The organism is Microbacterium sp. STRO-1N (assembly GCF_057748015.1).
In genome coordinates this window covers 670,256-693,385 of the sequence record NZ_CM173234.1, presented here as the reverse complement: position 1 = coordinate 693,385, position 23,130 = coordinate 670,256, and the positions used below count along the sequence as shown (strand labels likewise).

Sequence of the window (23,130 nt, the reverse complement as noted above, 5' to 3'; positions counted from 1 at the left end):
GTCCTTATCCGCGGACGGGGATCGTGGTGTCGAGGTTCGCGCCGACCAGCGTGAGCTGGAAGCCGTCGTCCTCGACCGCGTCATCCGGGAAGGCGACGATCGTGGCGCGCGGCGCCATGTCCATGGTGCACTGCGTACCCTCTTCGTCGGCGGCGAAGGTGACCGTGCCCGTCGCACCGCTGCCCTCGACGGACTCCACGATCGGCGGGCACGAGGACGACCCCCACGACAGCAGCACGAGGCTCTCGTCGTCGAACCATCCGGCGCTGGGCATGTACTCGGTCGAGGTGCCGGGGATGCCGGTGAGCTCAGGATCTCCGTCCAGATCAGCGTCGTCGGTGACGCCGTCGTAGGTCACGACCAGTTCGACGTCCTTGGTGGGATCGATCCCCTCGGGGAAGGCGCCGACGCTGGCACGCGGCGCGAGGTCCGCGGTGCACACGGCATCTGCATCGATGTCCACGAGCGAGACCGTGACCTGCTGCCCCGACGCCGTGACGTCGTCGACCTGCGGGATGCACGTCGAGGATCCCATCGTGACCACGGCGAACATGCGGCCGTCGTCGAGCCAGGCGGCGTCGAAGTCGTCGTCCGTCTGCGGAGCAGGGGCGGAGCTCTGCTGCGGCTCACCCGAACTGGTCGGGGTCGTGTCTGCGGGCGTTCCGGCGCATCCGGCGGAGATCACGACGACGGCGGCGAGGCCTGCGAGCAGCGCGGCGACGCGGGAGATGCTGGTCATGGCCTCAGAGTAGCCGTGATCACTGCAGGGCGGAGGTCAGCCTCGCCAGGTTGTCGAGCACGGTCGAACGCAGCGGCTGCTGCATCCACTCGTCCAGCGTCAGTTCGCGGCTGAGTCGACGGTACTCGTCTTCGACGTCGCGCATCTCCCTGACGAACTCCTCGCCGCGGACGAGCAGCGAGATCTCGAGGTTGAGACCGAACGAGCGCATGTCCATGTTGCTGGAGCCGATCACGGCGACCTCGTCGTCGATCGTGAGGCTCTTGGTGTGCAGGATGTACGGCTTGCGGTACATCCAGATCCGCACGCCGCCGCGCAACAGTGCCTCGTAGTAGCTGCGCTGCGCGTGGTAGACCATCGCCTGGTCTCCCTCTTCGGATACAAAGAGCTCGATCTCGACGCCGCGGTCGGATGCCGCGGTGACGGCGAGCAGCAGCGCCTCGTCGGGAACGAAGTACGGACTCACGATCATGATCTTGCGCTTGGCCGAGTACAGCAGACTCAGGAACAGCCGCAGGTTGTTCTCGACCTCGAATCCAGGTCCGGAGGGGACGACCTGACAGTCGAGGTCGCCGGTGCCCTGGGTCGCGTGGGCGATGTCGATGTCCGAGAGCACCTGGTCTGTCTCGCTGTACCAGTCGCTCAGGAAGATGGCGTTGACGCTGGCCACGATGGGGCCGTCGAGTCGGACCATGAGGTCGACCCAGTGCAGCCCGCGCTTGATGTTCTTGGGAAGGTTGTAGGTGGAATCGGTGACGTTCTGCGATCCCATGAACGCGACGCGACCGTCCACGACGAGCAGCTTTCGGTGATTGCGCAGGTCGGGGCGCTGCATGTGCCCCTTGAGCGGCTGCACCGGCAGCATGACATGCCAGTCGGCGCCCATACGGTTCAGCCGGTCGACGGTCTGGCGATACCGCGGCTTGTATCGATTGGCCCAGTGGTCCAGCAGCACCCGGACGGAGACGCCCCGGCGCGCCGTCTCTTCGAGCGCACGGAAGAAGTTGTCGGTCGCGGCATCCGACTGCAGGATGTAGAACTCGACGTGCACGTAGTTCGTCGCGGTGCGCACGGCATCCGCCATCGCGTCGAGCGATTCCTGGTAGTCGGAGATCAGGTGGGCGCCGTTGTCGCCCGAGAGCGGCATCGCCCCCATCTGCTGGTTCATGCGCACGAGCGGGCCGAACCAGTCCGGGGCGTCGGGGCGCAGCGTGCCGAAGTGCAGATGCTCGCTGGTCTCGGAGATGTAGTCGTTGATCTGCTGCTGCTTGCGGCGGCGGGCGCGCGGCAGCCGAGGGTTTCCGATCAGCAGGAACAGGAACACCCCGAAGAAGGGGATGAAGAAGATGGCCAGCAGCCAGGCCATCGCCGCCGTCGGCCTGCGGTTGCGCGGCACGACGATGATCGCCGTGATGCGGATGGCGATGTCGATGACAGCGAGACCCGCGAGCACCCACCAGGGCCAGGCATCCACGCGCATCACCCCCGTGCAGTCCGGACCGTCCGCCTCACGCCGGTCCTGGACTCAGCGTAGTGGGTGGGTCGGACGCTCCCCGGTCAGGACGCCTTCGGCGGCAGACCGCGCGCCGCGCGCTCCTCGGCCTCGATCTGCGCGTGGACCTTGCGCTCGGTGCGATCGAAGCGCAGGATGCCGCGGAGCACGAAGAAGAACACCACGCAGACCGCGAGGGTCGGCAGGATCGACCAGGCGACCGCGGTCCAGATGCTCTCCATGCCTCCATCGTACGCCGCTCGCCTGTGGTCGCGCCGCGCCGTCGTCGGCCCACTCGCCCTGCACAGATCCCTATATGCCGGAATCCATCCACAATCCCCGATTCCGCTCCTGTAGCCCGTGCCCGCGTTGCCACACTCGCGTGATGACACTCGTGATGAAAGCCAACAGTTCCGCGCAATTCCTGGGCCTGGTCCCCGCCCTCGCCGGCTTCACGCCGACGCAGAGCATCGTCCTGACCCCTTTCGAGGGCAAGCGCACGTACGGCGCGCTGCGCATCGACCTGCCCGACGACGACCCTGATGCTTTCGCCGAACGTGCCGTCGCCCTGGTCGGTCGCGTCGAGCGCACGGATTCCATCGCCCTCGTCGTGTACTGCGATGAGATCGCCCAGCCCACGAGGGATGGCATCGTCCTCCCGCACAGCGTCGTCGTCGACGCCGTGCTCGCCGCCGCAGAGGAGCGGCGGCTCGGCATCGTCGACGCGCTCTGCGTGACACCAGAGGGCTGGGCGCGCTATCTCGATGAAGAACCGGCGCTGCATCCGCTCGACACCATCCACCCCGCCGAGTGCCCGCCAGAGGCGTCCGACATCGAGGGCGATCAGTCGGCGGGTACGGAACTGCCGGACTACGGCCTGATGACGACGGAGAAGGTCGGGCGGGCGCTGATCGCGCTGGAGGAGGTGATCTGCCGTGCCCGCATGGGCCGCGAGGACGAAGCCGAGCGAGAGCATCCGGAGGCGTTCGCGGCCGCGATGCTCATCGAGGACGTCCCTGCGTTGTTCGAGTCCGCCGTGAACCTCACGGATGATCCACCACCCTACGCGTGCGCGGCGTTGATCTGGCTGCTGGAGCGGCCGATCTACCGTGACGTCGCCCTCATGCAGTGGGCCGGTGATCTGCGTGAGGGGCACGCGGCGCTGACGTCCCAACTGACGCACAGCCGCTCCGGCACGCTGCCCTCTGCGCAGAGCTGGGGCGTGATGGTCGGCTCGGGTCCGCGTCCCGACATCTCCCGGCTGCACGCCGCGCTTCGCGCAGCGCGCTCGTTGGCTGCTCTCGCACCACGGCAGCGGCGGGTCGGTCCGCTCGCTCTCGCCGCGTGGCTGTCCTGGGCGCTCGGGCGCCCATCGCACTCCGAGAAGTACCTCGAGCAGGTGCACGCGATCAACCCCGACTACAGCTTCGGGATCCTTCTGAGAGAGCTCATCAGGACCCGTCCGTTGCCGGAGTGGGCGTTCGATCGACGCAGGGACGACGCGGCATGACGCCGCGCCGAGTCACTTCACGAGCGGGAAGAGGATGGTCTCGCGGATGCCGAGGCCGGTGATGGCCATCAGCAGACGGTCGATCCCCATGCCCATGCCCCCGGACGGCGGCATGCCGTGCTCGAGCGCGCGGAGGAACTCCTCGTCGACGCGCATCGCCTCGACATCGCCGCGCGCAGCGAGCTTTGCCTGCTCGATGAAGCGCTCGCGCTGGATGACCGGGTCCACCAGCTCGGAGTACCCGGTGGCCAGTTCGAAGCCGCGGATGTACAGGTCCCACTTCTCCACGACGCCCTCGATCGAGCGGTGCTCGCGCACGAGCGGCGAGGTGTCGAGCGGGAAGTCCATCACGAACGTCGGGCGCACGAGGTCGCCCTTCACGAAGTGCTCCCAGAGCTCTTCGACGAGCTTGCCGTGCGTCGCCTGCGGCGGGACGTCGACGCCGCTCTGCTCGGCGAACGCGATCAGGTCCTCGACGGAATCGTCCGGGGTCACGGATCGTCCGGATGCGGCGGACAGCGACTCGTACATCGAGATGCGGTCCCACTCGCCGCCCAGGTCGTACTCGGTGCCGTCCGCCCACGTCACGGTGGTCGAGCCGGTGACCGCGATTGCGGCCTGCTGAACCAGTTCCTGGGTGAGCTGGGCCATCTGGTCGTAGTCGCCGTAGGCCTGATAGGCCTCGAGCATCGCGAACTCCGGGCTGTGCGTCGAGTCGGCGCCCTCGTTGCGGAAGTTCCTGTTGATCTCGAACACCCGCTCGATGCCGCCGACGACGGCGCGCTTCAGATACAGTTCCGGCGCGATGCGCAGGTACAGCTCGGTGTCGAACGCGTTCGAATGCGTGACGAAGGGCCGCGCCGACGCACCGCCGTGCTGCACCTGCAGCATGGGCGTCTCGACCTCGAGATAATCGTGGTTCGCGAACGTCGCGCGAAGGCTGGCATTCACGGCGGCGCGGGCGCGGACCGTGGTGCGCGCCTGCTCCCGGACGATCAGGTCGAGGTAGCGGCTGCGCACGCGACCCTCTTCGCTGAGCTCGGAGTAGGCGTTCGGCAGCGGAAGGATCGCCTTGGACGCGATCTTCCAGTCATCCGCCATGATCGACAGCTCGCCGCGGCGGCTGGAGATCACCTCGCCGTGCACGAAGACGTGGTCGCCGAGGTCGACGTACTCTTTCCAGTCCGCCAGCGACTCGTCGCCGACGTTCGCGAGGGAGATCATGGCCTGGATGCGCGAACCGTCGCCGGCCTGCAGGGTCGCGAAGCAGAGCTTGCCGGTGTTGCGGCTGAACACGACGCGTCCTGCGACGCCGACGACGACGCCGGTCTCGGCACCGGCCTCGAGGTCGCCGTAGTCGGCTCGCAGCGCCGGGATCGTGTGCGTCACCGGCACGCCGACGGGGAACGCCCCGCCGGAGGCGTCCGCACGCTTCGCGATCAGACGCTCGCGCTTGGCGAGACGAACGGCCTTCTGCTCGTGAGTGTCCTCGTCGTCGTTGGGGACGGGGGCGGGCGCGTCAGGCGCGTTCGTCATGCGGGGCTCCTTGCAAGGTCAGCGGTCAGTTTATCGCGGGCGGGTAGCGTGGAAGCCATGAGCGCTCGTCGAGGACTCCGCCTGCTCGCCGCACTCGCCTTCGCCGCCGCGGCATCGGCTCTGCCTGCCACGGCCGCCGCGGCATCCGTGCCGGCATCCGTCTCCGGCGATGTGAACGATTTCTCCTACGCGTCCTGGGATGCGCAGTACCAGGTCGGCACCGATGACGAGGGCCGTGCCACCATGCTGGTCACCGAGACCCTGACCGCCGATTTCCCCGAGATCGACCAGAATCGCGGCATCGTGCGGGGGCTCCCGATGGGCTACGAGGGCGCATCGACCGAGCCCCGCGTGATCTCCGTCGAGGATGCCGACGGAGCACCCGTTCCCTACGAGACCGAAGAGGACGACGACGTCCTGTACATCCTCACCGGAACAGACGAGTTCGTGCACGGACCGACGACCTACGTCATCACCTATGAGATGCGCGATGTCATCCTGGCCGCCCGCAACGGCTTCGACGAGTTCTACTGGGATCTGCTGCCACTGGACAGCACGCAGCCGATCGACGAATTCACCGCCGACATCGTGTTCGCTCCGGAGCTGAGCGCGCAGCTGACCGGCGACTCCGCCTGCTACATCGGCGAGCAGGGATCGCAGGACCGCTGCGGTATCGCCGTCGACGGCGACACGGCCACTGTTGCGGAGAACAGCCTCGCCGCGGGCGAGGGCGTTTCCGTCGCGATCGGCCTCGAACCGGGAACCGTCGTCCAGCCCGACACGCGGCAGCCGAACCCTGTCACCGACGTCGTCCCGCTCGTGACCAGTGGGGGCGCAGCGGCACTGGCCGCGGGCGGATGGATCGCGACGTCGGCGATGATCCGCTCGCGCCGCCGCGCGACGGGTGTCATCGTCGCCCAGTACGAGGTGTCCACCTCGATGCCGCCGCTCCTCGCGAACGCGATCGTGCCCCGTGCGCGCAACCCGATCACCGCGCAGATCATCCACCTCGCCGTGCGGGGACTCATCCGCCTCGAAGAACTGCCGGAGGACAAGAAGGATCAGACCCGTCCCAGGCTCCGCCGGCTCAGCGCTCCGATCCCCGATCCGCTCGATCACCGCACCCTGAAGGCGGTGTTCAACAACGATGAGCCGGACGTCGTCATGACGATCCCGAAGGAGAGCTCCGCGTTCGCGAAGCGCATGCAGGGTCTGATCAAGGCCGGACAGAAGGAGGCCAGGGCACGCGGACTCACCACGAAGGTCCGCAGCCGCACCGCCGCGGTACTGTGCTGGATCGCGCTCGGCGTGGCAGCGGTCGGGCTCGGTCTCGGCATCTGGGGCGCCGTGCTGGGCCGCGAGAGCGCGGTCGCCGGCATCCTGCTGTCGGCGTTCCTGGGAGCCGGCGTGGTGGTCTCCCTCATCGCAGCTCTGTCTCCGCGGACGGTGCCGACCCCGCAGGGCGCTCTCGAACTCGAGCATCTCGAGGGGGTGCGCGAGTTCATCAGGGTGGCCGAGGCGGACCGCCTGCAGATGCTGCAGTCCTACACCGGGGCCGAGCGCCGCCCCGACGGGACGATCGACGTGATCCATCTGTATGAACTGCTGCTGCCCTACGCCGTCCTGTTCGGTCAGGAGCGCGAATGGGGAGAGGTCCTCGAGACCGCGTACGCGCAGGACCAGCGGACCCCGATGTGGGTCAACGGTGCGGCCGTCGGACTCTCGGTCCGGCTCGCCGGCTTCTCGACCGCGACCGCCGGCTCTTCGACGTACACCTCGCCCAGCAGCGGGAGCTCATCGAGTTTCGGAGGGTCGACAGGCGGCGGCTTCTCCGGCGGAGGAGGCGGAGGCGGCTTCTCGGGAGGACGCTGACCCTCAGGGCAGCAGTGGATCCGACGCGTCACGCAGAGCGCGCTCGACCGTCGACTGCACCAGCGCCGACAGGTACCCGCCGGGGTTCTCGACGCCGATCCCCCGCAGCAGGCCCGTCGCCTGGGAGATGATCGACCGGGAGAATTCGGATGCCGTGGCGATCGCCTCCGCGTACGCCGGCCGGTCCTCCTCGGCGATGACGACCGGCTCGCAGCCGAGTTCGACCGCCAGCGCCTGTGCGATCGGCAGCACCGGCGCCGGCGCGGTCACGGCGGCGAAGGACGCCTGCAGCTGACGCAGATCGATCGTGGTGCCGGTGAACGTGATCGCCGGATGCACGGCCAGCGGGATGACCCCTGCGCGCTGCGCCGGCTCGAGCACGCCGATCCCGTACGCCGGGTCCGTGTGCAGGACGAGCTGCCCCGGCTGCCACGCACCGAGTTGCGCGAGGCCGGCGACGATGTCCGGGAGGTCGTCGTGCGGCACCGCGAGAATGACGAGCTCGCTGCGGCGCAGCACCTCGGGGGCGTCGAGCACCGGGACATCGGGCAGCACGGCCGACACGCGTTCGTCGTCGGACGATGCCGTGATGCCGACGATCGCATGTCCCGCACCGGCGAGCGCCGCACCGATCACAGGACCGACACGCCCCGCACCGATGATGCCGACGCCGAGGCGGCCCTCACGATTCACGCGGGGGCTCCTCCGGCTGGCCGGTGGGCACGGCGGGAGGCCCCGGCGGTGCAGGAGGCGCCGCAGGAGGTGCAGGCGGTGCCGCCGGAGGCGCAGGAGGCGCTGCGGGCGGAGCCGCGGGCGCGGGTGGCGCCGGAACCACAGGCGGCACCGGCCGCGGCGGATCCGCGGGCGGCACCGGCTGCGCCGGAACCACAGGATGCACCGGCTGCGGCGGATCCACAGGCAGCACCGGCCGCGGCGGAACCACAGGAACGGCAGGCGGGGGCGGCGGCACGGCGGCCGGAGGCGCCGGCGGTCCGACCGGTGGAACCGGTCCACCCGAAACGGGTGGCGCCCCGAAAGCGGGCACGATGAAGGCTGGCGCGGCCGGCGGGAACGTCGGCGCGGCCCACGCCTGCGGCTGGGCATCCGGAACCGCGGCATCCGACTGCACTGCCCAGCGGTGCCCTCGATCCCGCTCGACCGATGCCGACGTGCGTCGGGACATGTCATCGAACGCGGCCATGAGCTGCGCGCCGTCGATGCCGACGATCTCACCGAGGATGGGACCCGTGACGCTGTGCGCCTTCATCCAGGCGACACGCTGCGCACGGTCGATCGGTCCCTGCGAGACCGATGCGCCCTGCATGCGCGCCAGCGGGAAGACCGCGAGCTTGCGCCACAGCACACCTCGCCGCAGGATCAGTCCGAAGTCGGTGAGCGCGAAGCCGTGCCGCTTCCACGAGACAGGACGGCGCCACCACGCGCGCGGCTGCATCCGCACGTACGGGTCCTCCGGCGCAGGGCCCAGGATGCCGTGCTCCCAGACCAGCGGCACATCGTCGCCTGGCAGGTCGGGCAGGATCAGCCCGAGCACCCGCTCGACGTCGGCGCGCTTGCCCACCGGGAGCACGATGTTGAACTGCTGCGCGCTGCCCGACGACTGCTGGGCTGCGCTTTTGCCGCTCATGCGGTTGATCTTGATCGTCCACCAGCCGAACGGACGCCACAGCAGCGACTGCGTGACCTCGACGGCGAAGATGCGACCGGGTGGGATCGTCTCGGTGACCGTCGTGAACAGTCCGTACGTGATGCGCACGCCGTCCGGGGTCGGCGCGATGGAATAGCGCAACGACTTGGAGATCTGCGCCCAGGTGATCGCCACGGCCGCGATCACCATCGGGATGCCGATGCCGAGGCTGATGCCGAGGATGGCGAATCCGGCGCCGGCGCCCTCATCGGCGAGGATCGCCGGGATCGTGAACGCCAGCACGATGACGAAGATGGCGGCGAAGAAGACGAACCACAGCAGACCGCTGAGCAGCTGGGATCCGACCAGCCGGCCGGTCGGGATCTTCACGACGCTCTCCGGCGCGACGTCGGCGAGATCGACGCCGTCGATCATTCCGTTGATGCCGTGGCTGACGGTGCCCGCGACCTGTTGGCGCCTGCTCGTAGCAGGCACCTGCTGCCTGGCGCGGGCGGCCTCGCGCGCCGCCCTGGCGCCGGAGGCGAGGCGCAGGATGTCGGCGCGCACAGCCTCGGCCTTGGGGGTCGAGAGGTATTCCAGCGGCACGTTGGCGTCGGTGCCCGCGCCGACCACCTCGAGCTTCGCCATGCCGATGAGCCTGGCCGGGAAGGGACGGGTGAGGTTGACGCCCTGCACGCGATCCAACGGCGCCCGCCGATGGGAGCGGAAGACGATCCCCTTGCGCACCTCGACGTGATCGTCGGTGATGCGGAACTCCTGGAACCGCCAGACCAGCCAGAACGCCGCGCACAGCACGAGCACGGCCCCGAGGGCCGCGAGCAGCACGACCAGGATGAGATTGTTCGCCAGCACCCAGTCGATCGGGTCTCCGCTGCTGTACTCGTCGACGTGGACCTCGTCAGGGGTGAAGAGGTTGACGATCCAGTAGATGAAGCGGTCGCGGAAGTTGCTGATGATGATGCCGGCCAGCACGATGAGCACCAGGCCGCCCTTGAACAGCGGCGTCAGCGGGTGCAGTCGGTGCCATTCACCGTCGGCGAGGGTTTCATCGCCCAGCGTCTGCGCCGCCGGAGGAGTGGGTTCGGGCAGCCCGGAGGGGCCGAAGGACGGGACGCTCACAGGCCGGTCCGGCGGGTCTCGGCGACCTCGATCAGGGTGTCGCGCAGCGCTTCGGCTGCTGCCTGACTGAGACCGGGGATCTGCACGCCGGTCGTCGCGGCGGCCGTCACCATCTTCAGCTGCGAGACGCCGAACGCGCGGTCGAGCGGACCGTGCGTGATGTCGACGAGCTGCATGCGCCCGTACGGCACCGCGATCATGCGCTGCCACAGGATGCCCTTGCGGAAGACGATGTCGTCTGCGCGCAGCATGTACCCGATCGCCTTCGCCTGACGAGGCAGGATCGCGAGGGTGAGGAGGGTGATCAGGATCACGACGCCGGCGGGGATCCATACCCACATCTCGCCGATGATCGCGCTGAGCACGCCGGCGGCGATGGCGACGACCGCGATGAAGACGAGGTTCTGCACCAGTTGCGACACGACGTAGCGCGGCGAGATCTGGTGCCAGTGCCCGTCGAGGGCGAGGCGGCCTGCACCGCGCGGCTCGCGGATGCCGGTGTAGGTGCCTTCGTCGAGCACGGGGCTCTGCGCCGGGCCGCGGTCAGTGCCCGGCATCGGCTCCTGGGGAGGGTTCGTCTGGCTGTCGGTCATCAGGATCCTTCGGCAGGGTGCAGAACTGTTCGGCGACGAGCGCGGCCGCCACGAGGACGATGGAGCTCGCAATGAGTGCGACCATCGCCACCATCGACCCTACCGGCGGCCCGACCGGACGGGACAGCAGGAACAGCAGGATGCCGGCGCCGAAGCCGCCGAGCAGGGCACCGAGCAGACTGGAGGCACGCGCCAGTGTCGCCGCGCGCAGCGCGCGGAACGGATCCACGCGCTTGCCGGAGCGTCCGCGGACGCTGCGGCGCACCGGCCAGGCCAGTGCGAGGCACGCGGCGGCGAGCAGGATCAGCAGCACCGGCAGCCAGGAGGACGGCGTGAACGTCGCGCGCCCGCTGACCGTGAGCAGGTGATCGAGTCCGAACCCTCCGGCCGCGCCCAGCAGCGCCAGCACGATCAGTACGAACGCGGACGTGCGCCTCATCGGGTGGACTCGCCGTGGCCGTCGCCGTTGCGGTCGCCCGCGGCATCCGCTCGCAGCGCCTCCACCAGGTCGGCCACGCGTCCGCGACCGGGGATCACGGCCTCCGGATCGAGATCGAGCCAGGGTTCGAGCACGAAGAGGCGCTCGGCGGCGCGCGGATGCGGCAGCAGCAGGTGCTGTTCGTCGGAGGTGACGTCGCCGTACGTGATCAGATCCAGGTCGAGCGTCCGGTCTCCCCAGCGCTTGCGGCGCTCGCGCCCGTGCTCCTCCTCGATGGCGTGCAGCATGCCGAGCAGAACCTGCGGGGCCAGCCGCGTCGTCACCAGCGCGACGGCGTTGACGTAGGTCGGCGCATCGGGGTCAGGCCCTTCGGGGCGGACGGCGACCGTCTCGTGCAGCGGTGACAGCCGCACGTCGTCGACCAGCGGCAGTCGCGCGATGCGCGCGGCTGCGTGCTCCACGGTCTCGCGTCGATCGCCGAGATTCGCCCCGAGCGCGACGACGGCGACCGTCGCATCGCGGCCCGGCCGAGGGTCGAGCGGCGGCAGGGGCGGCATCCGGACCATCAGCGCGCCTCCTGACGCCCGCGGCGGACCGTCACGGACACATCCGAGAACGTATGCGCGATGGGGGCGTGCGGCTTGTGCACCGTGACCATGGCGAACAGCACGCGCTCGTCGGCGAGGGCGACGTCGGCGATCCGCTCGGCGAGTGTCTCGATGAGGTTGACCGGCTCCCCCTCGATGATCTCGACGACCTTGTCGGCGAGCTCTCCGTAGTGCACGGTGTCGGCGACGTCGTCGGATGCGGCGGCATCCGCGAGGTCGAGGCTCAGCCGCAGATCGACCGTGAACTCCTGGCCGCTCTCTCGCTCGTGCTCGTACACGCCATGTCGGCCGAACGCCGTGAGCCCGGCCAGGAAGATCTCATCGATGGGGTGCATGCTCAGCCCTCCCAGGCGCGGGCGACGGCGAGGGCGTCGCGGGTGGCGGCGACGTCGTGGACGCGCACGGCCCAGGCACCGGCACGAGCCGCGAGAGCGCTCGTGACAGCGGTCGCGAGATCGCGGCGCTCGAGCGAGATCTCGTCGTCGGCGGCGACCTGAAGCACCTCGGCCAGGAACCTCTTGCGCGATGTGCCGATCAGGACGCGGTGGCCGAGGGCCGTGATCTCGTCCAGCCCGCGCAGCACGTCCCAGTTCGTGTCCCCCGCCTTCGCGAACCCGATGCCGGGGTCGAGGATGAGGCGCGACGGGGCGATGCCGGCGGCCGCTGCACGGCCGACGCCTTCGTGCAGCTCGCCGGCGACCTCGCGCGCCGCTCGGAGATAGGTCGCATTCGCGTACATGTCGGCGGACGGCCCGCGCCAGTGACCCAGCGCGTAGTCGACTTCGGTCCCGGCGACGGCAGGGAGCATCCGCTCATCCGCCAGGCCGCCGGAGACGTCGTTGACGATCCGTGCACCCGCCTCGACAGCCGCGACCGCCGTTGAGGCGTTGAGGGTGTCGATGCTGACCGTGGCACCTTCGGCGGCGAGCGCCGCGATGACCGGCAGCACGCGCTCCTGCTCGACGGACGGATCGACGCGTTCGGCACCCGGTCGGGTCGACTCTCCGCCGATGTCCAGCACGCCGGCGCCGTCGCGCCACAGGCGAAGACCCTGCTCGATCGCGCGCGCGGAGTCGAGGAAGCGCCCGCCGTCGCTGAAGGAATCAGGCGTGACGTTGACGATGCCCCAGATGACGGTCACGGCAGTTCGACTCCGAGGCCTGCGGATGCCGCGATCAGCGCGATGATCTCGGCACGGGCCGTGGGGTCGGCGTACGCGCCGCGGGCGGCGATGGTGAGGGTGGATGCCTCGGGCTGGCGTCCCCCGCGCATCGTGACGCAGCCATGCACGGCATCCAGCACGACGAGCACACCACGGGTGTCGAGGTGCGCGTCGATCGTGTCGGCGATCTGCTCGCCGAGGCGCTCCTGCACCTGCGGCCGGGTCGCGAGGATCTCGACGACCTTCACGAGGGCGCCGAGTCCGACGACCTGCTCGCCGGGGAGGTACGCGAGATGCGCCCGTCCGGCGAACGGCAGCAGGTGGTGCTCGCACACCGAGCGGAAGCGGATGTCGCGCAGCACGACCGCGCCGCTGGGCAGCGTCTCGGGAGCCGGGCCCCGCGAGACGCTGATGGTGTGGGCGAGCGGCGTCGCGGCATCCTCACCGACGCCGGAGAAGAACTCGGCGTACAGGTCGGCGACGCGCTGCGGCGTCTGCTTGAGCCCGGGGCGCTCCGGGTCCTCGCCGATCGCCTCGAGCAGCTCGCGGGTGAGAGCTGCGACCCGCTCCCTGTCGACGGTCACGATCAGGCGGTCGCCGGACGCGTGTGTCCGGGGGAAGGAGCGGAATCGGCGGTGCCACGGGCGGCCGCAGCATCCGCCGGTGCCGCTTCGGATGCCGCAGCATCCGCGGGCACGAGCCGCTTGGGCACTTCGATCGGGGGCCTGGTCGACACGGGGCGGTCCTCGCTGGACAGCCACAGCGGGCGCTCGGGGAGCTTGCGCACGTCGTGGAAGAGCTCGGCGATCCTGTTGTGATCGAGCGTCTCCTCCTCGAGCAGGGCGAGCGCGAGGCGGTCGAGGACGTCACGGTTGTCGCTGATCACCTGGTAGGCCTCGTTGTGCGCCTGTTCGATGAGCGCGCGCACCTCGACGTCGACGCGTTGCGCGACGGTCTCGGAGTACTCGCGGCCGCGGCCCATGTCGCGTCCGGCGAACGGCTCGCCGCCCTCGGAGCCGAGCTTGACCGGTCCGAGATCGGTGGTCATGCCGTACTCGATGACCATCTTTCGGGCGATGCTGGTCGCCTTCTCGATGTCGTTCGACGCCCCGGTGGTCGGGTCGTGGAAGACGAGCTCTTCCGCGACGCGTCCGCCCATCGCGTAGGTGAGCTGGTCCTGCAGTTCGTTGCGCGTGACCGAATACTTGTCATCCAGCGGCAGCACCATCGTGTAGCCCAGCGCCTTGCCGCGCGGGAGGATCGTGATCTTGGTGACCGGATCCGTGTAGTTCATCGCCGCAGCCGCCAGGGCGTGACCGCCCTCGTGGTAGGCGGTGATCAGGCGCTCGCGGTCCTTCATGACGCGCGTACGACGCTGCGGGCCGGCGATCACACGGTCGATGGCCTCGTCCAGCGCACGGTTGTCGACGAGCTGCGCGTTGGAGCGAGCCGTGAGCAGCGCCGCCTCGTTGAGAACGTTCGCGAGGTCGGCGCCCGTGAACCCCGGAGTCTTGCGCGCGACGACCTCGAGGTCGACGGACTTGGCCAGCGGCTTGCCCTTCGCGTGCACCTCGAGGATGTGCAGACGGCCCTTGAGGTCGGGAGCGTCGACGCCGATCTGCCGATCGAAGCGACCCGGGCGCAGCAGCGCGGGGTCGAGGATGTCCGGACGGTTGGTGGCCGCGATCACGATGACGTTGGCGTTCGGGTCGAAGCCGTCCATCTCGACGAGCATCTGGTTCAGCGTCTGCTCGCGCTCGTCGTTGCCGCCGCCCATGCCGGCGCCGCGGTGACGGCCGACGGCATCGATCTCGTCGATGAAGATGATCGCGGGAGCGTTCTCCTTGGCCTGATTGAACAGGTCGCGCACGCGCGAAGCGCCGACGCCGACGAACATCTCGACGAAGTCGGATCCCGAGATCGAGTAGAACGGGGCGCCTGCCTCGCCGGCGACGGCGCGGGCGAGCAGGGTCTTGCCGGTACCAGGAGGGCCGTACAGCAGCACGCCCTTCGGGATGCGGGCGCCGATGGCCTGGAACTTCGCCGGGTCCTGCAGGAACTCCTTGATCTCCTGGAGCTCTTCGATGGCCTCGTCGGCGCCGGCGACGTCTGCGAAGGTGACCGTCGGGGTCTCCTTGTTGACGAGCTTGGCCTTGGACTTGCCGAACTGCATGACCTTGCCGCCGCCGCCCTGCATCGAGCTCAGCAGCCACCAGAACAGCAGGCCGAGCAGGACGAGCGGGATGAGCAGCGAGAGGAAGCTGTCGAACCAGGTGGCGCGGGGCACGACGTCGGTGAAGCCGTCCTTCGGGTCGGCCGCGTCGATGGCCTCGACGATCTGGTCGCCTCGGGCGTCCACGTAGTAGAACTGCACGTCCTTGGCGCCCTCGAACTCCTTCGAGAGGGTCATGTCGACGCGCTGATCGCCGTCGGTGTTCGTGACCTCGGTGACCGTGTCTCCGGCGAGCAGCTCGAGACCCTGCTGCACGGTGATCTGCTTCGGCGCTCCGAGGTTCGAGATCAGCAGGAATCCGCTGAACAGGAGCACGCCGACCAGCGCGACGTAGATCAGGGGATTCCGGGTGATCTTCTTCACATCCATGATGGGTTCAGCGTACCGCCCGCCCGCTTGGCGGCCGCTGTGATTCGCCCACGGCGGACACGCTCTCGCCTGGTGCGGATCACAGGACCCGGCGCAGTTTGTCGGGGTTGGACACCTGACGGATGCCGGTGATGCGACCGTCCTCGTCGAACTCGAGGACGACGAGGTCCGTGCGTCCGGAGTGATTCAAGGCCAGCGCCGGCTCCCCGTTGACATCGAGCCGGTCGATCGAGAAGGGGTGCACCGGGTCGACGGCGACCGCCTTGTCCCGCACGCCCGCGAAGAAGCGGTGCACGCGATCCGCCCCGAAGATCGGGTTCAGAGCGGCGCGGACCCGGCCCCCACCGTCGCTCCAGAGGATCGCGTCGTCGGCGAGCACCGCGAGCAGCACGTCGATCTCGCCCGCCTCCAGCGCGGCGACGAGCGCGTTCATGGCCTCGGGGTCCACCGTGCGAGGCTGCGCATCGGGAGCGGACAGCCGCAGCCGGCGTTCGGCGCGGGAGATCAGTTGCCGCACTGCGGCGGGCGATTTCTGCAGGATCTCGCCGATCTCCACCGCCGACATCCCGTATGCGCGATGCAGCACGACGGCCGCACGCGCGTCGGGCGCCAATTGTTCGGCGAGGTGGAGCAGCCCGAGCGAGAGCAGCTCACGGTCGGCCACGGCATCCTCCGGGAGGCGCGCGGTGGCGACCGGTTCCGGCAGCCAGTGGCCGGTGTACTCCTCGCGCACAGCCGCCAGTGCGCGGACGCGATCGATCGCACGCCGCACGCACACGGTCGTCAGCCACGCCGCCCAGGAGTGCACGCGGGCGTCGCCGGTGCGCTCCTCGCGCAGCGCTTCGATCGCGACCTCGGAGACGACGTCCTCGGCGTGACCCATGTCTCCCAGCATCCGGTAGGCGATGCCGATGAGCCGGCCCTGCTCGGCCGCCCATGCCGTGGTGGCCGGTGTGGCGGACGTCATGCCTCCAGGCTAGCGGCGGCCGACGTCACACGATCGGATGCTTGTCGTCGATCGGGGGACTCATCTCGGTGGCGATCGCGATGCGGTTCCACACGTTGATCGTGCTGATCGCGAGGAGGATCGCGCCCAGTTCTCCCTCGTCGAAGTGCGCGGCGGCGGCATCCCAGATCTCGTCGGTGACCGTGTCAGGGCCCAGTTTCGTGACCGCATCGGTCAGCGCGAGCGCGGCGAGCTCCCGTTCCTCGAACAGCCCTTTCGCATGCTGCCAGGCGCCGACGGCGTGCAGGGTGCGCTGCGGGATGCCGCGGTTCGCGCCGTCCGTCGCGTGCATGTCGACGCAGTATCCGCAGCCGTTCAGCAGGGATGCGCGCAGCTTGATCAGTTCGTAGAGTCGCGCGTCGACGCTCTTGCGGGCATACGCCTCGAGCCCCAGCACGGCGGCGTATCCGAGCTTGTTCGTGCGGCCCATGTCGATCCTGGTCATCGTCCGTCCTTCCGGAGGCCGTGAGGACGACGACGGATCTCGTCGGCGTCTCATCGGCCCTCACAGAGGGAGTCGGATGCCGCGGCCGAAGTGTGACATCCGGCCGGACCGCGTGTCTAGGAGTAGACGTGCGGGGCGAGCACGGCGACGTCGCGCAGGTTGCGGTAGCGCTCGTCATAGTCGAGGCCGTATCCGACCACGAAGTCGGTGGGGATGTCGAAGCCGACGTACTTGCAGTCGATCTCGACCTTGGCCGCGTCCGGCTTGCGCAGCAGCGCGAGCACCTCGATGGAGGCGGGGTCGCGGGACGCGAAGTTCTCCAGCAGCCAGCTGAGGGTCAGGCCGGAGTCGATGATGTCCTCGACGATCAGGACGTGCTTGTCGTGCAGGTCGGTGTCGAGGTCCTTGCGGATCTGGACGACACCGCTGGACTTCGTGCTCGAGCCGTAGCTCGACACGGCCATCCAGTCCATCGGCGCGTGGAACGGCAGCGCCCGTGCGAAGTCGGCCATCACCATCACCGCACCCTTGAGGACGCCGACGAGCAGCAGGTCCTTGCCGGCGTAATCCTCCGCGACCCTGGCCGCCAGCTCGACGAGCTTGGCCTGGATCTCCTCCTCTGTGACGAGGATCTGTGCAAGGTCGTCCTGGATATCAGCGGCGCGCATGGATCGATTTTATGTGACGGACGCGGGCGCTTCGGCACTAATGTGAGCCGTGACCAGGGCGAACGCCCCGACGGAAGGATTTCGCATGGCCCTCGATGACATCCTCAAGCAGGTTCCGATCGACGACATCGCCGCAAAGCTGGGGGTGTCCCCCGAAGAGGCGAAGAAGGCTGTGGAGGAAGGCGGCGCGGTGCTGCTGACCGGCCTGGCGAAGAACGCAGAGAGCTCCGAGGGCTCGGCGGCGATCCAGAAGGCGCTGCAGAAGCACGAGGGCGCGACGCCGTCGAAGGTCGACGACATCGATCAGGCCGACGGCGAGAAGATCGTCAAGCACGTTCTCGGCGACAAGCAGGCCGAGGTCACGACGAAGCTCACCGAATCGAAGGAGACCGCCGGCATCGACTTCGGCAAGCTTCTGCCGATGCTGGCGCCGATCGTGATGAACCTGATCGCCAATGCCAGCAAGGGCAAGGCCGACAAGAGCGCGGCTGGCGAGGAATCCGGCGGCGGCATCGGCGATCTCATCGGCGGTCTCGTGGGCGGCGGCGGCTCCTCCTCCGGTGGCGGCGGGGGGATCGGCGATCTGCTCGGGGGCATTCTCGGCGGCGGATCGAAGGGCGGCACGGGCGGCGGGATCGACCTGGGCGGCATCCTCGGCGGTCTGCTCGGCGGCAAGAAGTAACGGAACCGGTCAGCGCGCCGTGAAGACGATCCGTCCCCCACGGCGCGCGGCCGAGCACCCCGGCAGGTCGATCGGTCCCTGACCGGACCAGTCGGTGGCGAGGCGCGCGACCTCGAGAGTCTGCGTGCGGGTCAGGCTCGCACCGAACTCGCTGTCGACGACGAGACGGATGATCCGGTTGCGCAGAGCGGCCGGGTTGGCGGCGAGGGCCGCGACGCTGACGGAGATGCCGGCCTCGGCGTGCTCGACGATGTCCTCGATGGTCTCGTGGATCATCTCGTCGAAGGCCTCGGCATCCTCTCGGAGCTGCTCGGCCGTGCGGGCGAGCGCCTGCGCGATGCCGGGCCCGAGCTCGGCCTCCAGCACCGGAAGCACGTTCTCGCGCACCCGCACCCTGGCGAAGCGCGCGTCGGAGTTGTGCGGGTCGTCCCACACCTCCAGTTCGGATGCCGCGCAGAACGCCCTGGTCGTCTCGCGCCGTACCGTCAGCACGGGACGGATCCAGCGGAGGCCGTCCTCGTCCTCGCGGACCGGCGCCATTCCCTGCAGGCTCGTGGCGCCGGAGCCGCGAGCGAGGCCCAGCAGCACCGTCTCGGCCTGGTCGTCGAGGGTGTGCCCGAGAAGGACGGCGGCGGCGCGCTCGGCATCGGCGACGCGACGGAGGGCTGCGTATCGGGCGTCGCGTGCAGCAGCCTCGAGGCCCTCGCCGCGGCCCGACACGTCGACCTCGATCTGCAGTGCGTCGTCCACGCCGAGGCGCTCCGCCGTCGCGGCGGCGGTCGCCGCGACGCGATCGGAACCCGCCTGCAACTGGTGATCGACCGTGAGGCTGAGGACCTTCATGCCCCGAGCGCGCGCCTCGAACACGGTCGCCGCCGTGAGGGCGAGCGAGTCGGCACCACCGGACAGCGCCACGAGGACGGTCGCGCCGTCTGGCAGGTCGGCGAGCGCGGTGCGGACGGCGAGACGGATCTCTGCGACGGCGGGGTTCAGCGAGGGCACGATTCCAACGGTAGCCCTCGCACAAGCGTTCTCACGCGAGACGGTTCGAGCGAAGTAGGCTTGTCCGCGGCATCCAACCGTCTTTTCTGAGGAGCACACGCATGGGCGCACACGACGCCGTCATCGAGATCCCGCGCGGCAGCCGCGTGAAGTACGAAGTCGACCACGAGACCGGACGAGTGCACCTCGACCGCGTCCTGTACACGACGTTCGGCTACCCGGCCGACTACGGCTACTTCGACAACACGCTCGGAGAGGACGGCGACCCGCTGGACGTCCTGGTCCTGCTCGACCACGCCATCTACCCCGGCGTCGTCGTCGAGGTGCGCCCCGTCGCCGTACTGAAGATGAGCGATGAGGCCGGTGGCGACGACAAGCTCGTCGCCGTGCTGAGCAAGGACCCTCGCTGGGCGCACATCCAGGACATCGGCGACCTGGCCGAGTACACGAAGAAGGAGATCGAGCACTTCTTCGAGCACTACAAGGACCTCGAGCCCAACAAGTGGGTCAAGGTCGACGCCTGGGGGGATGCCGCGGAGGCGCAGCGCATCCTCGACGAGGCGATCGTCCGGTTCGGCGAGCAGGGTCACTGACCGTCGCCCGACAGACGAAACCCCCGGTTCGCTGACGCGAACCGGGGGTTTGTCGTCGGTGGGGTCAGACGCCGACGCCGCGATCCGCCATGAATCCGATCGGGTTGATCGGCGCACCGCCGATGTAGACCTCGAAGTGCAGGTGGCAACCCAGCGAGTTGCCGGTGTTGCCGGCGTAGGCGATGACCTGTCCGGCCGAGACGTGCTGGCCGCTGCGCACCACTGTGCCGCCGGAGCGGATGTGCGCGTAGCCGGTGGCGCTGCCGCCGGCGTGCTGGATGCGGATGTAGTTGCCGTAACCGCCGTTGTAGAAGGCTGCATCGACGACACCGGACGCCGCCGCGTAGATCGGCGCGCCGCAGCCGTTGGCGAGGTCGACGCCGCGGTGGAAGCTCGACGAGCAGTTGCCGTTCGAGCACTTCACGGGGCGTCGGCCGTATCCGGACGAGCGGTAACCGCCGTGCGGGCGGACCCAGCCGCTCCCGCCGCCGCCGCCACCACCTCCGCCGCCGCCACCGCCACCGCCACCACCGGCTTCGGCTTCGCGTCGGGCAGCTTCTTCGGCCTCGCGACGCTTGCGCTCTTCCTCGGCCTTGCGCGCTTCCTCGGCCTTGCGGCGCACCTCGACACCCTCCTGATAGGAGGCGACCGTCGCTGCGGTGGCTTCCTTGAGTGCGAGGAGCTGAGTCTGGAGCGTGTCGAGGTTCGCGGACTGCTCGTCGAGCGCGGCCTGTGCCGCGTCGGCGGCGTTCTGCGCGGCGACCATCTTCTCTTCGGCGATCTTCTGCAGACGATCGCGCTCTTCGCGGGCCACGAGGGCCTGGTCACTGAGCTGCTGCGCGGAGTTGCGCGCGGCGACGGCGTCGTCGTAGACGGTCTGGTTGTACTCGAGCAGCTTGTCCATCGTGCCGAGCTTGGACAGCAGCTGGTCGGCGTCGGCTGCTGAGCCGGCGAAGAAGAGCTGGAGGGCGGTGTCGTCGCCGCCGTTGCGGTAGAGCTGTGCAGCGACCTGCCCGGCCTTCGTGGCGGCGGCGTCGGCAGCAGCGGACTGCTCATCGGCCTGCGCCTGGAGCTCGTCCGCCTCGGTCGCGGCGTCGAAGAACGCCTGCTGCGCCTCGTAGAACTCGTTGGATGCCGCTTCGGCGGCGGCCTGGGTCTCGGCGACCTTCTGCGTGAGGGCGGCGATGAGGCCTTCGATGCGCTTGACCTCGGCAGCCTTGGCCGCCTCGCTCTGCATCGCTCGCTGGACGTCGTCCCAACTCGGGTACTCGGCGGCGTGCGCGGCGTTCACTCCATTGGTGATGCCGAAAGCGCTGAGGGCGACGACACTGAGCGCGCCGACACCGATCGCCGCGCGGCGGGTCATCGAGCCGCGCTGCCAGAGAGCAGTTCGTTCGGCTGCGTTGGGTGCGCAGTCGCAGTCTTCGGATGCCGCACGGGCAGCGTCATCCGCAACCTTGTCGTTCACACGGCTCCTTCCGCCGGTTTCACAGATGTCACACTAACAACAAGTGTCACATCTGCAACAGTGGTCGCGCATGTTTGCCCACGGCGCGGGTTCGCCCGAAACGACGCGACTCACAGCATCCATCGTCCTCCCGACACGCCCGATCGGATAGAGGACTCGCCCTCGATTCGCGTTTTCGTCAAAGCATCCTTTATGCTTGAGCGTCGGCAAGGAAGTCCTCCGGGACAGACTTCGGCCCCATCGTTTAGCGGCCTAGGACGCCGCCCTTTCACGGCGGTAGCACGGGTTCGAATCCCGTTGGGGTCACTCCTACGGTTCCGATACAATTTAAAAGCATGGCCCTGTAGCGCAGTTGGTTAGCGTGCCGCCCTGTCACGGCGGAGGTCGCGGGTTCAAGTCCCGTCAGGGTCGCTCTGAGCGACAGGCCCTTTTTTCGAAGAGGGCCTGTCGTCTAAGACGCGGCAGGTTCGTTCGTGCCGCGAGGCTCTGTAGCTCAGTTGGTAGAGCGCACGACTGAAAATCGTGAGGTCACGGGATCGACGCCCGTCGGAGCCACACGGACCGTCGTTACAACGGTCCCAGAAACCCTCGCCTAGCTTCTACATGGCGGGGGTTTTGCTTTGCCCTGATGAGAGCCGGTTTCCGCCCCGTTCCCGTACCTGTCTGCCTCTGTTCGTCAACCGAACCAAACACCGTTCGTTGAGCGAGCGAAGCGAGACGAAACGGGCTCCTCGGAGACGTTGTGCCGGTTTTGTGCCGGTAACGAGTGTCTGTCGTCCCGGCAACACTGGCAGACATGAGCACATATAACCGGACCACACGGCTCACGAGCCGGCTGGATCTGAGAACAGCGTTGATCAATCTAGGCGTCGCTGTGGTGAGCGCCGCCGTCGTCGCCATACCCGCGCTCATCCAGCTCGCGGACCGAGACGGCACCATCGCAGACCGCGACGCAACGATCGACGCACTCGGCCAGGAACTCGACACGGCGAACGCACGCCTCGAGTCGCGACAGGACACGATCGAGTCACTGCGCGCCGAAAACGTCGAGCTGCGCGCAGCACTCCCCTACACGGTCTCCGCTGAGGATGTCCCCGCGATACGAAAGAGCACGACAGTAACTCTCGCCAAGGATGGCGAAGTGATCGACCTCAACTCCACAGAGGGTAATTTCGGGGCGGCGCGCTATTCGTCATCGATAGACACCCTGGGCTACAACGGTGAGACGCTACGCGTGGGTTACGGGATCTCGACGTTGACGCTAACAGACGGGATCGCCCAGTACGAGAATTGCGCTGCGGCGACCGGCTACTCGCAGATCGGCAGGATCGAGCCGCATCTGCTTAGCGCGCCGGCGACTTGCCTCCGTTTGTCCACCGACCGCTTCGCGACCGTCCAGGTCCCGCGATCCGATGATGCCTCGGCAGACGTCGTTATCACCGTATGGGAGTAGCGCGTGGTGACGCCCTTACCTGCGGAACCCGGAATTTCTCGTGGTTTAGGGCACTTTGGTTTTGAGTAAAGTGCCCTAAACCTTGCAAGGCCTGGCCCACGCCCCGTCACTACTCGTGGGCGAATGCGAGCCGTTCGACTGCGCGGTGCCGTTTCGTGGACTGGTCCAGAAACTGTTCAGGCCGTCTACGTCGTCGCCAGGGTTGCGCCAGCGTGCGATGGTCGCGGCAACCTAGCCGCCAAAGGAATCGTCGATCAACGCCCGAGCTGCAGAACTGACGTCGCGTAGCCGGCCCATCCTGATCGCGTTGATCGGCGAATCGTTCTGTAGCCACGGATTGGCACCGACGAACCAGGCACGCGCCACTTGCATCCCTTCGGCATCCGCGACCTTCTGCCACTGCTCATAGGCGAACATGAGCCGCTCCACCTGACCCTCGGACGGGTACGGCCCGTCCCACTTCGCCCACCCGTGC

24 protein-coding genes and 3 tRNA genes are annotated in these 23,130 nt (G+C 68.6%); 8 read left to right on the top strand and 19 right to left on the bottom strand.

Annotated features, from left to right (window positions below; all coding sequences use genetic code 11):
• Positions 1-4 precede the first annotated feature (4 nt).
• The 3 genes from AC3ANJ_RS03315 to AC3ANJ_RS03305 all read right to left on the bottom strand — a co-directional run bounded on the left by AC3ANJ_RS03315 (position 5) and on the right by AC3ANJ_RS03305 (position 2,473).
• Entirely contained in the window at positions 5-739 is a 735-nt protein-coding gene (locus AC3ANJ_RS03315; protein ID WP_488318214.1) for a hypothetical protein, read from the bottom strand.
• A gap of 19 nt (positions 740-758) precedes the next feature.
• Positions 759-2,219 carry a cardiolipin synthase gene (gene cls, locus AC3ANJ_RS03310; RefSeq protein WP_488318213.1) on the bottom strand — a complete coding sequence of 487 codons (1,461 nt, stop codon included), beginning with the start codon at positions 2,217-2,219 and terminating at the stop codon, positions 759-761.
• Between the two features lie 77 nt (positions 2,220-2,296).
• Positions 2,297-2,473: a hypothetical protein gene (locus AC3ANJ_RS03305; protein WP_406246925.1), complete on the bottom strand. Its 177-nt coding sequence runs from the start codon at positions 2,471-2,473 to the stop codon at positions 2,297-2,299.
• A gap of 143 nt (positions 2,474-2,616) precedes the next feature.
• On the opposite strand from AC3ANJ_RS03305, the gene AC3ANJ_RS03300 reads away from it, so the two are divergent.
• A complete protein-coding gene (locus tag AC3ANJ_RS03300) occupies positions 2,617-3,741 on the top strand; it encodes a DUF4192 family protein (RefSeq protein WP_488318212.1) in 1,125 nt (374 codons plus the stop codon).
• A 12-nt stretch (positions 3,742-3,753) separates the two neighbouring features.
• Here the strand turns inward: AC3ANJ_RS03300 and lysS are convergent, their stop codons facing one another.
• The gene (lysS, locus tag AC3ANJ_RS03295; RefSeq protein WP_488318211.1) at positions 3,754-5,277 is read right to left on the bottom strand and encodes a lysine--tRNA ligase; all 1,524 of its coding nucleotides are present in this window, start codon (positions 5,275-5,277) and stop codon (positions 3,754-3,756) included.
• Between the two features lie 57 nt (positions 5,278-5,334).
• On the opposite strand from lysS, the gene AC3ANJ_RS03290 reads away from it, so the two are divergent.
• Positions 5,335-7,149, top strand: coding sequence for a DUF2207 domain-containing protein (locus tag AC3ANJ_RS03290; protein WP_488318210.1), 1,815 nt, complete (start codon positions 5,335-5,337; stop codon positions 7,147-7,149).
• A 3-nt stretch (positions 7,150-7,152) separates the two neighbouring features.
• Here AC3ANJ_RS03290 and AC3ANJ_RS03285 read toward each other — a convergent pair whose 3' ends face one another.
• From AC3ANJ_RS03285 to hpt, 12 genes are all read right to left on the bottom strand, one after another.
• Complete coding sequence (locus AC3ANJ_RS03285; protein ID WP_488318209.1) at positions 7,153-7,842, bottom strand: Rossmann-like and DUF2520 domain-containing protein; 690 nt, start codon at positions 7,840-7,842, stop codon at positions 7,153-7,155.
• The gene (locus AC3ANJ_RS03280; protein ID WP_488318208.1) at positions 7,832-9,934 is read right to left on the bottom strand and encodes a PH domain-containing protein; all 2,103 of its coding nucleotides are present in this window, start codon (positions 9,932-9,934) and stop codon (positions 7,832-7,834) included. The genes AC3ANJ_RS03285 and AC3ANJ_RS03280 overlap by 11 nt, the downstream gene beginning before the upstream one ends.
• Positions 9,931-10,527, bottom strand: a complete 597-nt coding sequence (locus tag AC3ANJ_RS03275) for a PH domain-containing protein (protein WP_488318207.1) — start codon at positions 10,525-10,527, stop codon at positions 9,931-9,933. Before AC3ANJ_RS03275 ends, AC3ANJ_RS03280 begins: the two co-directional genes overlap by 4 nt.
• On the bottom strand, positions 10,478-10,966 hold the full coding sequence (locus AC3ANJ_RS03270) for a DUF3180 family protein (protein ID WP_488318206.1): 489 nt from the start codon (positions 10,964-10,966) through the stop codon (positions 10,478-10,480). Before AC3ANJ_RS03270 ends, AC3ANJ_RS03275 begins: the two co-directional genes overlap by 50 nt.
• Entirely contained in the window at positions 10,963-11,532 is a 570-nt protein-coding gene (gene folK, locus AC3ANJ_RS03265; RefSeq protein ID WP_488318205.1) for a 2-amino-4-hydroxy-6-hydroxymethyldihydropteridine diphosphokinase, read from the bottom strand. Before folK ends, AC3ANJ_RS03270 begins: the two co-directional genes overlap by 4 nt.
• Positions 11,532-11,909 carry a dihydroneopterin aldolase gene (folB, locus tag AC3ANJ_RS03260; protein WP_488318204.1) on the bottom strand — a complete coding sequence of 126 codons (378 nt, stop codon included), beginning with the start codon at positions 11,907-11,909 and terminating at the stop codon, positions 11,532-11,534. The genes folK and folB overlap by 1 nt, the downstream gene beginning before the upstream one ends.
• Positions 11,910-11,911: 2 nt before the next feature.
• A complete protein-coding gene (gene folP / locus AC3ANJ_RS03255) occupies positions 11,912-12,715 on the bottom strand; it encodes a dihydropteroate synthase (RefSeq protein ID WP_488318203.1) in 804 nt (267 codons plus the stop codon).
• Positions 12,712-13,320: a GTP cyclohydrolase I gene (gene folE / locus AC3ANJ_RS03250; protein ID WP_488318202.1), complete on the bottom strand. Its 609-nt coding sequence runs from the start codon at positions 13,318-13,320 to the stop codon at positions 12,712-12,714. The genes folP and folE overlap by 4 nt, the downstream gene beginning before the upstream one ends.
• A 2-nt stretch (positions 13,321-13,322) precedes the next feature.
• Positions 13,323-15,338, bottom strand: coding sequence for an ATP-dependent zinc metalloprotease FtsH (gene ftsH, locus AC3ANJ_RS03245; protein WP_406246947.1), 2,016 nt, complete (start codon positions 15,336-15,338; stop codon positions 13,323-13,325).
• Between the two features lie 79 nt (positions 15,339-15,417).
• The gene (locus AC3ANJ_RS03240; RefSeq protein WP_488318201.1) at positions 15,418-16,305 is read right to left on the bottom strand and encodes a sigma-70 family RNA polymerase sigma factor; all 888 of its coding nucleotides are present in this window, start codon (positions 16,303-16,305) and stop codon (positions 15,418-15,420) included.
• A gap of 25 nt (positions 16,306-16,330) precedes the next feature.
• Positions 16,331-16,789: a carboxymuconolactone decarboxylase family protein gene (locus tag AC3ANJ_RS03235; RefSeq protein ID WP_488318200.1), complete on the bottom strand. Its 459-nt coding sequence runs from the start codon at positions 16,787-16,789 to the stop codon at positions 16,331-16,333.
• Between the two features lie 116 nt (positions 16,790-16,905).
• Positions 16,906-17,457 (bottom strand): hypoxanthine phosphoribosyltransferase, encoded by a 552-nt coding sequence (gene hpt, locus AC3ANJ_RS03230; protein WP_406246949.1) that lies wholly within the window; start codon positions 17,455-17,457, stop codon positions 16,906-16,908.
• Positions 17,458-17,542: 85 nt separating this feature from the next.
• Here hpt and AC3ANJ_RS03225 point away from each other — a divergent pair, with 85 nt between their 5' ends.
• On the top strand, positions 17,543-18,139 hold the full coding sequence (locus tag AC3ANJ_RS03225) for a DUF937 domain-containing protein (RefSeq protein ID WP_488318199.1): 597 nt from the start codon (positions 17,543-17,545) through the stop codon (positions 18,137-18,139).
• A gap of 9 nt (positions 18,140-18,148) precedes the next feature.
• Here AC3ANJ_RS03225 and tilS read toward each other — a convergent pair whose 3' ends face one another.
• On the bottom strand, positions 18,149-19,141 hold the full coding sequence (gene tilS / locus AC3ANJ_RS03220; protein WP_488318198.1) for a tRNA lysidine(34) synthetase TilS: 993 nt from the start codon (positions 19,139-19,141) through the stop codon (positions 18,149-18,151).
• A 101-nt stretch (positions 19,142-19,242) separates the two neighbouring features.
• Between tilS and AC3ANJ_RS03215 the strand changes: the two genes are divergently transcribed.
• Positions 19,243-19,734: an inorganic diphosphatase gene (locus AC3ANJ_RS03215; RefSeq protein ID WP_167945513.1), complete on the top strand. Its 492-nt coding sequence runs from the start codon at positions 19,243-19,245 to the stop codon at positions 19,732-19,734.
• Positions 19,735-19,798: 64 nt separating this feature from the next.
• On the opposite strand, the gene AC3ANJ_RS03210 is transcribed toward AC3ANJ_RS03215, so the two are convergent.
• Positions 19,799-21,202 carry a M23 family metallopeptidase gene (locus AC3ANJ_RS03210; RefSeq protein WP_488318197.1) on the bottom strand — a complete coding sequence of 468 codons (1,404 nt, stop codon included), beginning with the start codon at positions 21,200-21,202 and terminating at the stop codon, positions 19,799-19,801.
• Positions 21,203-21,435: 233 nt separating this feature from the next.
• On the opposite strand from AC3ANJ_RS03210, the gene AC3ANJ_RS03205 reads away from it, so the two are divergent.
• From AC3ANJ_RS03205 to AC3ANJ_RS03190, 4 genes are all read left to right on the top strand, one after another.
• Positions 21,436-21,508 (top strand) — tRNA-Glu (locus tag AC3ANJ_RS03205).
• Between the two features lie 31 nt (positions 21,509-21,539).
• Positions 21,540-21,613: transfer RNA gene (locus AC3ANJ_RS03200), tRNA-Asp, on the top strand.
• 71 nt (positions 21,614-21,684) lie between these two features.
• Positions 21,685-21,757 (top strand) — tRNA-Phe (locus AC3ANJ_RS03195).
• Between the two features lie 322 nt (positions 21,758-22,079).
• Positions 22,080-22,655, top strand: coding sequence for a hypothetical protein (locus tag AC3ANJ_RS03190; RefSeq protein WP_488318196.1), 576 nt, complete (start codon positions 22,080-22,082; stop codon positions 22,653-22,655).
• Between the two features lie 231 nt (positions 22,656-22,886).
• Here AC3ANJ_RS03190 and AC3ANJ_RS03185 read toward each other — a convergent pair whose 3' ends face one another.
• Entirely contained in the window at positions 22,887-23,072 is a 186-nt protein-coding gene (locus AC3ANJ_RS03185; protein ID WP_488318195.1) for a hypothetical protein, read from the bottom strand.
• Positions 23,073-23,130 lie beyond the last annotated feature (58 nt).

Excerpts from the sequence above, each read along its gene's own strand:
- AC3ANJ_RS03315 (WP_488318214.1), bottom strand. The coding sequence starts at position 739 with ATGACCAGCATCTCCCGCGTCGCCGCGCTGCTCGCAGGCCTCGCCGCC.
- cls (WP_488318213.1), bottom strand. The coding sequence starts at position 2,219 with ATGCGCGTGGATGCCTGGCCCTGGTGGGTGCTCGCGGGTCTCGCTGTC.
- AC3ANJ_RS03305 (WP_406246925.1), bottom strand. The coding sequence starts at position 2,473 with ATGGAGAGCATCTGGACCGCGGTCGCCTGGTCGATCCTGCCGACCCTC.
- AC3ANJ_RS03300 (WP_488318212.1), top strand. The coding sequence starts at position 2,617 with ATGACACTCGTGATGAAAGCCAACAGTTCCGCGCAATTCCTGGGCCTG.
- lysS (WP_488318211.1), bottom strand. The coding sequence starts at position 5,277 with ATGACGAACGCGCCTGACGCGCCCGCCCCCGTCCCCAACGACGACGAG.
- AC3ANJ_RS03290 (WP_488318210.1), top strand. The coding sequence starts at position 5,335 with ATGAGCGCTCGTCGAGGACTCCGCCTGCTCGCCGCACTCGCCTTCGCC.
- AC3ANJ_RS03275 (WP_488318207.1), bottom strand. The coding sequence starts at position 10,527 with ATGACCGACAGCCAGACGAACCCTCCCCAGGAGCCGATGCCGGGCACT.
- AC3ANJ_RS03270 (WP_488318206.1), bottom strand. The coding sequence starts at position 10,966 with ATGAGGCGCACGTCCGCGTTCGTACTGATCGTGCTGGCGCTGCTGGGC.
- folK (WP_488318205.1), bottom strand. The coding sequence starts at position 11,532 with ATGGTCCGGATGCCGCCCCTGCCGCCGCTCGACCCTCGGCCGGGCCGC.
- folB (WP_488318204.1), bottom strand. The coding sequence starts at position 11,909 with ATGCACCCCATCGATGAGATCTTCCTGGCCGGGCTCACGGCGTTCGGC.
- ftsH (WP_406246947.1), bottom strand. The coding sequence starts at position 15,338 with ATGGATGTGAAGAAGATCACCCGGAATCCCCTGATCTACGTCGCGCTG.
- AC3ANJ_RS03240 (WP_488318201.1), bottom strand. The coding sequence starts at position 16,305 with ATGACGTCCGCCACACCGGCCACCACGGCATGGGCGGCCGAGCAGGGC.
- AC3ANJ_RS03235 (WP_488318200.1), bottom strand. The coding sequence starts at position 16,789 with ATGACCAGGATCGACATGGGCCGCACGAACAAGCTCGGATACGCCGCC.
- hpt (WP_406246949.1), bottom strand. The coding sequence starts at position 17,457 with ATGCGCGCCGCTGATATCCAGGACGACCTTGCACAGATCCTCGTCACA.
- AC3ANJ_RS03225 (WP_488318199.1), top strand. The coding sequence starts at position 17,543 with ATGGCCCTCGATGACATCCTCAAGCAGGTTCCGATCGACGACATCGCC.
- AC3ANJ_RS03215 (WP_167945513.1), top strand. The coding sequence starts at position 19,243 with ATGGGCGCACACGACGCCGTCATCGAGATCCCGCGCGGCAGCCGCGTG.
- AC3ANJ_RS03185 (WP_488318195.1), bottom strand. The coding sequence starts at position 23,072 with ATGTTCGCCTATGAGCAGTGGCAGAAGGTCGCGGATGCCGAAGGGATG.